A 9,306-nucleotide genomic window follows, 5' to 3' on the forward strand; every position below is an offset into this window, starting at 1 on the left:
CGAAGGAATCACGATGAGCGACGCCCAGGACCAGACTCCCGACAGCCCGGCCGCCGAACCCGACGCCGCGGCCGCGCCGACCCAGCCCATCGGGCAACCCGAACCGGCAGCTCCCGCAGTGCCGCCCGCCCCGTCGAAGCAGCCGGTTGTGGTCCCGGTCCAGCGACGGTTTCTGATCGCGGGCTCCGTGGTCGGAGCCCTCGCAGTCGTCGGACTGTCGTTCGGCGCGGGTTTCCTCGTCGGCGACCACTCCGGGGACAAGTTCGAGCGTCGTCACGGTCGGATCGAGGTGATGCGGTTCGGGGATCAATCGGATCAGCAGGGCCAGTTCCCCGGCCTCCAACAGTTCCCGGGCCAGGGCGAGGTCCCGAACTTCCGGATGCGTCCGCAGGAGGGCGCACCCGATCAGACCGACACTCCCGCGACCCCCTCCACCCCGTCCGCCTAGCGCGGCCTTCGCCGACAGATGCTGCTTTCGTCGACGTAGATCGACGCTTCATCGACAAACGCGGCCTTCCTGAAGGCCGCGTTTGTCAGTGAGGGTCGCGGCGACCGCTTCAGCCGTGAGGTGCGCCGCGACGGGCTTCGGTTCAAAGACGCTGGGGACAGCGGACGTGGCCGGCTGAGCGCTCCTTGTCCCGCTGGCATCTGGTCAATGCGTCTTTTGAAGTGGATCCCGAAGGGATCGAACACCGGAGGCGACAGCCGAACCACGCGCCGCGACCCTCACCGACAAACGCGGCCTTCACAAGGGCCGCGTTTGTCGACGAAGCGTCGGTTTGTGTCGAGGAACGCAGCGTTTGTCGCCGAAGGCCGCGGGAGGCACAGAGCGACAAGCCTGTGGACAACGTGGGTGCATTTTTCGTGTTCACGTAGTTCACTACGGGCATGTGGCCGGTGAACAGGTACGGGATCGTCAATCGAGCGTCGGCGTTGGACGCCGGGATACCGGAACGTCGGATCACCGAGGCAGTCAGATCGGGTGAGCTGCAGGTCGTCGGACGCGGGCAGTATCTGCCGGGCGTAGTGCTCTCCGAGAGTGCACAACCGACCGCACTCCTGTACCGGAAACGATGCATCGCCGCCGCGACTGGACCGGGACGTCTGGTGCTCAGCCACGATTCCGCGGCCGCCGTCCACGGACTTGAGCTCCTCTATCCCGACACCGTCCACGTGCATCTGACAAACGGACTCTCGGGCGGCGGATACACGCGAGCACGAAGAATCGTGCATCCGGGGATCCTCTCCGACGACGAGGTCGTGGAGATCGACGGCGTGCTGGTCACCAGCCTCGAGCGGACAGTTGTCGACGTCGCGCTCGCGTCATCCCGCTTCGCTCAGTCCCTGACAGTTCTCGACGGAGGGCTCGCCCACGGGCTCACCGACGACAGTTTGCAGCGCGCCTTCTCCACTCCACGCAGGGGCGTGTCCCTGGCCCGGCGTGCATTGCGCTTCGCAGATGGACGGTCCGAATCGCCAGGCGAATCGTGGAGCCGTGCACAGATGATCGAGGACGATCTCCGTCTCCCCGATCTCCAAGTCGAATATCAGCTCCGATCAGGCCGGACCGCCCGCTGCGACTTCGGCGTACGCGACGTCTTCGTCGCCGAGTTCGACGGCCTCGTCAAATACCGCCGAGACATGCGCGACGGCGAGGATCCGGAAGACGTCGTGATCCGCGAGAAGATCCGCGAAGACGAACTCCGCGACCTCGGACTCGACGTCGCACGATGGATCTGGTCCGACCTCACCGCACACCGCGTCACATCCATCGTCCGAGCTCACTACTCCCGCCTCGGCATCGACCTCTAACGCGACGTTCGACGACGAACGCTGCGTTCCTCGACACAGACCGACGCTTCGTTCACAAACGCGGCCTTCCTGAAGGCCGCGTTTGTCGGTGAGGGTCGCGAGAGCGCCTCCGCCGTGAGGTGCGCGGTGGCGGGCTTCGGTTCAAAGATGCTGGGGACAGCGGAGGTTGCCGGTCGAGCGCTCCTTGTCCGGCTGGCATCTGGTCAAAGCATCTTTTGACTGATCCCGAAGGGATCAAACGCCGGGAACAAACCGCCGAAGCGCTCGCCGCGACCCTCACTGACGAACGCGGCCTTCACAAGGGCCGCGTTTGTCGACGAAGCGTCGATCTGTGTCGACGAAGGCAGCGTTCGCAAGCGAAGGCCGCGGAGAGTTACTTCGTCTTGGCCACTTGGTAGAAGACCGTCGACGGGCCGGATGAGGCGTCTGCGGAGATGCCGACATTCACCCAGAGGGTGCCGCCGTCCACAGCTCGGGACAGCGTGACCGTCTGGTTGGCGGTGTCGCCGGTCCGGCTCGACTCGACAAAACCGTCGTCGGTGAGTTTCTTGGTGGCGTTGACGAGCGCGTTGCCGTCGGCGGCGCCCGCCTGGACCGTGACGCGCCAGGTCCCGTCCTTACCGGTCGCGTCCAGAAGTGCGCCGTCGACGAGGGGGACGTCGCCCGACGGGAAGTCGGCGGGAAGCTCCACACCGGCGCGGTCCGACGTGGTGTCGTCGCTCCCACAAGCGGTCAGAACTGCGACGCCTGCGACAACGGCGAGAAGCGCGGCACATACTCGGAACAAGACGGTCATGGTCGAAACGGTAGAGTAGGGCGCAGCAGAACCAGAGTTCCGACACCCCGCCCGCCCCCTTTGACCGACGGAGTGGCCCCTTGATCGCAGTGATGATCGCGCTGGCAATAGGCGCGCTCGTTTCACCACCGATCATGAAATTGTGCGGAACCCGAGGGTTCTACGTCCTCGCGCTGATGCCCGCAGCCGCTCTCGTCTGGGTGATCGCGAACTGGCCGGAAGCCCATGCGGAGCCTCGCACTGAAACCCTGACCTGGGTCCCCGCACTGCAGATGGACATCGACGTCCGTTTCGACACGCTGTCGGCGATCCTCTCGGTGCTCATCCTCGGCGTCGGCTCGCTCGTCCTGGTGTACTGCGCCAACTACTTCGACACCATGCGACGCCGCGTCGAGACGTTCGGCGGTGAGATCGTCGCATTCGCCGCCGCCATGTTCGGGCTCGTGGTCAGCGACAACACGCTGGTCCTGTACGTGTTCTGGGAAGCTACGACGGTCCTGTCGTTCATGCTCGTCGGCTTCAACATGGTCCGCGCGACGTCGCGTCGCGCGGCGACGCAGGCACTCCTGGTGACGACGTTCGGCGGCCTGGCGATGCTCGTCGGCATCATCATGCTCGGTGAACGGACCGGCAGCTACCTGCTCTCCGACCTTCTCGCGAACCCGCCCGCAGGCGGAGTGTTCGTCGACGTCGCCGTCGTTTTGATCCTGATCGGCGCGATCTCGAAATCGGCGATCGTCCCGTTCCACTTCTGGCTCCCCGGCGCGATGGCCGCGCCCACGCCGGTCAGCGCGTACCTGCACGCCGCGGCGATGGTCAAAGCAGGCGTGTACCTCGTCGCTCGCCTGGCCCCGGCGTTCTCCGACCGGCTGAGCTGGCAGGTGCTGGTGATAGGCCTCGGCGCACTCACCATGCTGCTCGGCGGCTGGCGATCACTCCGTGAGCGCGACCTGAAACTGATCCTCGCGTTCGGCACTGTGTCCCAACTCGGCTTCATCATGGTCCTCGTCGGGATCGGCGACGCCGGCGTGGCCATGGCAGGCCTCTCGATGGTGATCGCGCACGCGCTGTTCAAAGCGTGCCTGTTCATGGTCGTCGGCATCATCGACCACTCCACCGGCACCCGCGACATCCGACTCCTCGCCCGCCTCGGTCACCGTCTCCCGGCGCTCGCCGCCATCGCAGCAGTCGCAGGCGCGAGCATGGCGGGACTTCCGTTCACGTTCGGCTTCGTCGGCAAAGAGACGGCGTTCGGCGCCATCTGGAACACCGGCGCCCTCGACACCTGGGCCGCCTACACGGTCGACATCACGCTGCTCGTCGGCTCGATCATCACCTTCGCGTACACGACGCGTTTCCTGTGGGGAGCGTTCGGCCGCAAGGTCCGCACGTTCCCGACCAGGCCGGTCGCCGCGCTTCATCCGCCGAATGCCGCGTTCCTCGCGCCGCCCGCGATCCTGGCCGCCGCCGGTGTCGCCGCAGCGTTCGCCGCAGGCTGGATCGGCGAACAGTTCGTTCCCTACGCCGAGACACTGCCCGACTACGGTCACGAACTCGAACACCTCGCGATGTGGCACGGGTTCGGACTGCCGATCGTCTTCTCGATCATCGTCGTGGTCTGCGGAACATCGCTGTTCCTGTTCTTGCGGAAGCGTCGCCGGAAGGTGTTCAAGAACCCGCCGCCGCTGAACGCCGACCGCGTGTACGACGCCACTCTGCGCGGTGCGGACACCCTGTCGCTCTTCGTGACGCGGTACACGCAGCGCGGTTCCCTCCCCCTGACCCAGGCCGTGATCCTGTCGACCGCGGTCCTGTTGCCCGTCATCGCTTTGGCCCTCGGCAATCGTGACGCGTTGCAGGTCCGCGGATTCGACAACGTCGAGCAGGCGGTGGTCGGCGTCCTGATGACGGCGGCCGCCATCTCCGTGACCGTCCTGCGCAACCGTCTCGCGGCGACCCTCGTGGTCGGTCTCACCGGCTACGGCTGCGGCGCGCTCTTCGCGATGTACGGTGCACCCGACCTCGCCCTCACCCAGTTCCTGGTGGAGAGCGTCACGCTTGTCGTGTTCGTGCTGGTGCTGCGCAAACTGCCCTCCGAACCGGCATCCCGCCACACCACCGGATTCAAGCCCGGCCGCGCCCTGATCGGTCTCGCATTCGGGGCGATGCTGGTCATGATCGGTTTGTTCGCCGCAGCCGCACGCTCCACCGAACCCCTCCAGCTCCGCCTCGGCGATGCGGCCTACACATTCGGCAACGGTTCGAACACGGTGAACGTCCTGCTCGTCGACATCCGCGCGTGGGACACCCTCGGCGAAGTGTCCGTGCTGATCGTCGCCGCGACAGGCGTCGCGTCGATGGTGTTCCGGAGCCGCCGTTTCGGCGCCGTTCCCCGCGTCACCGACGCGGCCCGACTCCAGGCCGGTCTGAGCGACGACGACGTCGTGTCCGACCGCACCACCTGGCTCCGCGGTAGCGAGTTCCGCGATCCTCGCCACCGGACGATGGTCCTCGAAGCGACCACCCGCGTCGTGTTCCCGACACTGGTGATCCTGTCGATCTATCTGTTCTTCGCAGGCCACAACGCTCCCGGCGGCGGATTCGCGGGCGGACTCGTCATGGGCCTCGCGTTGGTCCTCCGTTACCTCGCGGGTGGACGTTACGAACTCGGCGAAGCACTGCCCGTCGAAGCGGGGACCATCCTCGGTGCAGGTCTGCTGGTCTCGGCGACGACCGCTGTCACCTCACTGTTCCTCGGGGCGCCCGCCTTGTCGTCGGCAGTGGTCGATCTCGAACTGCCGGTGTTCGGGAGCATCCACATCGTGACCGCACTGTTCTTCGACCTCGGCATCTACCTGATCGTCGTCGGACTGGTTCTGGACGTGCTCCGCAGCCTCGGCGCTCGCTTGGAGACACCCGAGGACGCCCCCGCCCCCGAGCCGTCGGAGGCAGTCAAGTGAGCGTGAACCTCGGACTCCTGGTCATCGCGGGCGTCCTCGCCGCGTGCGGCGTATACCTGCTGATGGAACGCAGCCTGATCCGCATGCTGTTCGGCCTCATGCTGGTCGGCAACGGCATCAATCTGCTGATCGTGACCCTCTCCGGCCCGCCCGGGAACCCGCCGATCCGCGGACGTTCGTCGGCAGGCCAGACCGCCGACGCCGATCCCCTGGCGCAGGGCATGGTGCTGACCGCCATCGTCATCACCATGGGTGTCGCCGCGTTCGTGTTGGCCCTGACGTACCGCCTGTTCGTCATCAACCGCCGCGGCCCCGAGACCGCAGCCCCCGACGTGGAACCGACGTCCACCGAGGGTGCAGTGACAGTCGACGACGATGTCCAGGACGACCCGGAAGACCTGAAGATCGCAACAAGCACGCTCCAGACATTCCCGGACCGCGACCGCTCCGACGACCCGCTCACGGGTGCGGACACCGTCGCGGGCGACTTCTTCGACGACCACGGCAATCCGCTGACCGCCGAGGAGTTCGAGAAGGTGCACCTCGGCGTCATCGAGACCGACCTCATGCCCGAGGACGCCGACCTCCTCGCACACCTCACCGAGGACGGCGACGATATGCCCGAGGATTCCGACGACGAGACCACCGGCGGAGGTGATCGATGATCCCGCAGGCCTCCTGGATCGGTGTGCTCATCGTCCTCCCGACCCTCGCCCCCATGCTCGGCGCAGCGCTGACCCTGCTGCGGGGCCGCAGTCCGAACTTCCAACGCCCGGTGACCGTCGGCGCCATCACGATCGCCCTCGTCGCGTCGGCGATGATGCTGTATCTGACAAGCGTGCACGGCACGTTCGCGGTCAACATCGGCGGTTGGGGCGGACGCGACGGCGGCGACTCACCGCTCGGCATCACTCTCGTCGTGGACCGGCTCGCCGCCCTGATGCTCGTCGTGTCGACGACAGTGCTCCTGTGCGTCGTCGTCTACGCGATCGGGCAGGGCATCCGGGACGGCACAACCGAGCAGCCGGTGTCGATCTTCCTGCCGACCTACCTGATCCTCACGGCCGGCGTCTGCAACGCGTTCCTCGCAGGCGACCTGTTCAACCTGTACGTCTCGTTCGAAGTGCTCCTCGCGGCATCGTTCGTGCTCCTCACACTCGGTGCCAGCGCCGAACGCGTCCGCGCGGGAGCGTCGTACGTGATGGTGTCGATGGTGTCGTCGTTGATCTTCCTCGCTGGCATCGCCTTCGCGTACACGACCACCGGAACGCTGAATCTCGCCGAGATGGCGGTTCGGTTGGACGACGTGCCCGACGGCACCCGCAATGCGCTCTACGCGGTGTTGTTGGTGGCGTTCGGCATCAAGGCCGCCGTGTTCCCGCTGTCGACGTGGTTGCCCGACTCCTACCCGACGGCGCCGGCACCGGTCACCGCCGTGTTCGCGGGCCTTCTGACCAAGGTCGGCGTGTACGCGATCGTCCGGGCGCACTCCCTGTTGTTCCCCGGCGGAACGATGGACACCGTCCTGATGATCGCCGGCCTCCTGACGATGCTCGTCGGCATATTCGGTGCGATCGCCCAGGCGGACATCAAACGTCTCTTGTCGTTCACTCTGGTCAGCCACATCGGCTACATGATCTTCGGCATCGCTGTCGGGTCAGTGGAGTCGACGTCGGCCGCCATCTACTACGTCGCGCACCACATCCTCGTGCAGACGACCCTGTTCCTCGTCGTGGGACTGATCGAACGGCAGGCGGGCTCGTCGTCCCTGCGCCGTCTCGGCGGACTCATCGCCAGCCCGCTGCTCGCGGTGCTGTTCCTGATCCCCGCGCTCAACCTCGGCGGCATCCCACCGTTCTCCGGTTTCCTCGGCAAGGTGGCACTGCTGGAGGCAGGCGCCGCGCAGGGTTCGGTCCTGTCGTGGGTCCTGATCGCCGGTTCGGTGATCACCAGCCTGCTGACCCTGTACGTGATGGCCCGCATTTGGACGAAGGGCTTCTGGCGAGCCCGCGCCGACGCCCCGGAGGGCGAGATGGCGGCGAGCACTCCGTCGGCACTCGTCGAAGAAGGCACCGACGTGCTGATCCACGATCGTGAGGACGTCGGCCGCATGCCGGTGACCATGGTCGTCCCGACCGCGGCGATGGTCGCGTGCGGCATCGCCTTGACTGTCTGGGCCGGGCCCATCTTCGAATTCACCGGCAGCGCCGCGCACGCCGTCCTCGACCGCGCCGACTATATCGGTGCCGTGCTGGGCGGATCGACGGGGGAGGGTGCGCCGTGAGCAACACACCGTTCCCGGACCGACCCCACGTGAAACCGCGCGGCAAGAGGGCGATCCCGTCGTTCTTCGGTCGGCTCTGGCGTTCGGCACTGCTGTGGTTCGCCTGGCCGATCGTCAAGCTGTACGTGTGGCTCTCCGCGCATCTGAAGTTCCCCGTGTGGGCCGGCGGCGACCTCCGCGAGTTCGCGATGCGGCTGTGGAGCCTGTTCTGGCTGGCGTTCGTGTGGGTTCTCCTCTGGGGCGACATCACCTGGGGCAACATCATCGTCGGATTGGTGTTCGGGTTGGTCGTGATGACCGTGCTCCCACTCCCCCGCGTCCCAGTGGAAGGTCGATTGCATCCGCTCGCGGCGATCCGCCTGCTGCTGTCGCTGATGGTGAACTTCGTGCAGTCGAGCGCCCAGGTCGCGTGGGCCGCCGTCAAACCCGGGCCGCCGCCGCTCGGCGCGGTGGTCCGCGTCCATGTCGCCATCAAGTCCGACCTGGTCCTGACGCTGGCCGTCAATTACATCAACCTCGTGCCTGGCACGATGGTCGTCGAGATCGATCATCTTCGACGCATGCTGTACGTCCACATCTTCGACGTGAGCAAGCAGAAGTACATCGACGCGTTCTTCAAGCAGACCGCGTACGTGGAACGCCAGTTCATCAAGGCGTTCGAGCGCGACTCGGAATGGCACCCCAGCCCGTTCCACGGCATCGACGACGACTACCACCACGTCCCGTTCAGCGACCGCCAACGCGTCGCCGAGGAAGCCGAACGCGACAGGCCGTCGCGCGGCATGCGGCGTCGACGGAAGGACGACAAGTGACATACGTCTGGGGAGTCGCCGCCACGATGCTGCTGATCTCCGTCGTCCTGACCACGTATCGGACCCTGCGCGGCCCGACGACCCTCGATCGCCTGGTGGGCGTCGACGCGATCGTCGCGATTCTGATCTCCGGACTCGCAGTCTGGGTCGCGGCCACCGGTGACACCACGATCGCTGCCGGCATCGTGGTGCTCAGCCTGGTGAGCTTCATCGGCTCGATCGCGGTGGCCCGCTTCCGCAGAAGGGACGACGAATGATCCGCGACATCCTCTCCGCAGTGTTCATTCTGTTCGGCTCGCTCGTCGCGCTGACCGCGGCGATCGGCATCGCCCGGTTCCCCGACACATTGAGCCGCATGCACGCCGCGACCAAACCTCAGACGTTCGGCATGATCCTCGTGCTCATCGGCACGCTCATCCAGCTGCGCGGTCACCCGGACAGCGGAATGCTGATCCTGACCGGACTGTTCACCCTGCTCACGGCTCCGGTGATCGCTCAGCGCGTCGGACGCCTCGTATACCGCGAACAGCGCATCGACGAGCAGCTCCTCGACGAGTCGCAGCTCCGCGGCACCAAATAAGCCTCCGCTGCTCCATGAACGACGAACCGAGCCTCCCTGCTCGTTGAGCGAACGGAGACTCT

Annotated in this window: 9 protein-coding genes; 8 read left to right on the forward strand and 1 reads right to left on the reverse strand. The window is 66.2% G+C overall.

The window, feature by feature from the left end; translation table 11 throughout:
• Positions 1-13: 13 nt before the first annotated feature.
• Together GM1_RS13375 and GM1_RS13380 are read left to right on the forward strand one after the other, a co-directional pair.
• Positions 14-448 (forward strand): hypothetical protein, encoded by a 435-nt coding sequence (locus GM1_RS13375; protein WP_008379605.1) that lies wholly within the window; start codon positions 14-16, stop codon positions 446-448.
• A gap of 440 nt (positions 449-888) precedes the next feature.
• Positions 889-1,812: a type IV toxin-antitoxin system AbiEi family antitoxin domain-containing protein gene (locus GM1_RS13380; protein WP_008379606.1), complete on the forward strand. Its 924-nt coding sequence runs from the start codon at positions 889-891 to the stop codon at positions 1,810-1,812.
• 373 nt (positions 1,813-2,185) lie between these two features.
• On the opposite strand, the gene GM1_RS13385 is transcribed toward GM1_RS13380, so the two are convergent.
• Positions 2,186-2,608 carry a hypothetical protein gene (locus GM1_RS13385; RefSeq protein WP_008379607.1) on the reverse strand — a complete coding sequence of 141 codons (423 nt, stop codon included), beginning with the start codon at positions 2,606-2,608 and terminating at the stop codon, positions 2,186-2,188.
• A gap of 80 nt (positions 2,609-2,688) precedes the next feature.
• On the opposite strand from GM1_RS13385, the gene GM1_RS13390 reads away from it, so the two are divergent.
• Genes GM1_RS13390 through mnhG form a run of 6 tightly spaced genes read left to right on the forward strand, consistent with a single transcriptional unit; the run spans position 2,689 to position 9,244 of the window.
• Entirely contained in the window at positions 2,689-5,568 is a 2,880-nt protein-coding gene (locus tag GM1_RS13390; protein ID WP_008379608.1) for a Na+/H+ antiporter subunit A, read from the forward strand.
• Complete coding sequence (locus GM1_RS13395; RefSeq protein WP_008379610.1) at positions 5,565-6,233, forward strand: Na(+)/H(+) antiporter subunit C; 669 nt, start codon at positions 5,565-5,567, stop codon at positions 6,231-6,233. The genes GM1_RS13390 and GM1_RS13395 overlap by 4 nt, the downstream gene beginning before the upstream one ends.
• Positions 6,230-7,852: a Na+/H+ antiporter subunit D gene (locus GM1_RS13400; protein ID WP_008379612.1), complete on the forward strand. Its 1,623-nt coding sequence runs from the start codon at positions 6,230-6,232 to the stop codon at positions 7,850-7,852. Before GM1_RS13395 ends, GM1_RS13400 begins: the two co-directional genes overlap by 4 nt.
• Positions 7,849-8,664, forward strand: a complete 816-nt coding sequence (locus tag GM1_RS13405) for a Na+/H+ antiporter subunit E (RefSeq protein ID WP_040520115.1) — start codon at positions 7,849-7,851, stop codon at positions 8,662-8,664. Before GM1_RS13400 ends, GM1_RS13405 begins: the two co-directional genes overlap by 4 nt.
• Positions 8,661-8,921 (forward strand): monovalent cation/H+ antiporter complex subunit F, encoded by a 261-nt coding sequence (locus GM1_RS13410; protein WP_008379615.1) that lies wholly within the window; start codon positions 8,661-8,663, stop codon positions 8,919-8,921. Before GM1_RS13405 ends, GM1_RS13410 begins: the two co-directional genes overlap by 4 nt.
• Positions 8,918-9,244, forward strand: a complete 327-nt coding sequence (gene mnhG / locus GM1_RS13415) for a monovalent cation/H(+) antiporter subunit G (RefSeq protein WP_008379617.1) — start codon at positions 8,918-8,920, stop codon at positions 9,242-9,244. Before GM1_RS13410 ends, mnhG begins: the two co-directional genes overlap by 4 nt.
• Positions 9,245-9,306: the final 62 nt, after the last annotated feature.

The organism is Gordonia malaquae NBRC 108250, assembly GCF_000344135.1.
GTDB classification, from domain to species: domain Bacteria; phylum Actinomycetota; class Actinomycetes; order Mycobacteriales; family Mycobacteriaceae; genus Gordonia; species Gordonia malaquae.

What these genes read in the sequence shown, in the direction of transcription:
- mnhG (WP_008379617.1), top strand. Translation starts at nt 8,918, where the DNA reads ATGATCCGCGACATCCTCTCCGCAGTGTTCATTCTGTTCGGCTCGCTC.
- GM1_RS13400 (WP_008379612.1), top strand. Translation starts at nt 6,230, where the DNA reads ATGATCCCGCAGGCCTCCTGGATCGGTGTGCTCATCGTCCTCCCGACC.
- GM1_RS13375 (WP_008379605.1), top strand. Translation starts at nt 14, where the DNA reads ATGAGCGACGCCCAGGACCAGACTCCCGACAGCCCGGCCGCCGAACCC.
- GM1_RS13385 (WP_008379607.1), bottom strand. Translation starts at nt 2,608, where the DNA reads ATGACCGTCTTGTTCCGAGTATGTGCCGCGCTTCTCGCCGTTGTCGCA.
- GM1_RS13380 (WP_008379606.1), top strand. Translation starts at nt 889, where the DNA reads ATGTGGCCGGTGAACAGGTACGGGATCGTCAATCGAGCGTCGGCGTTG.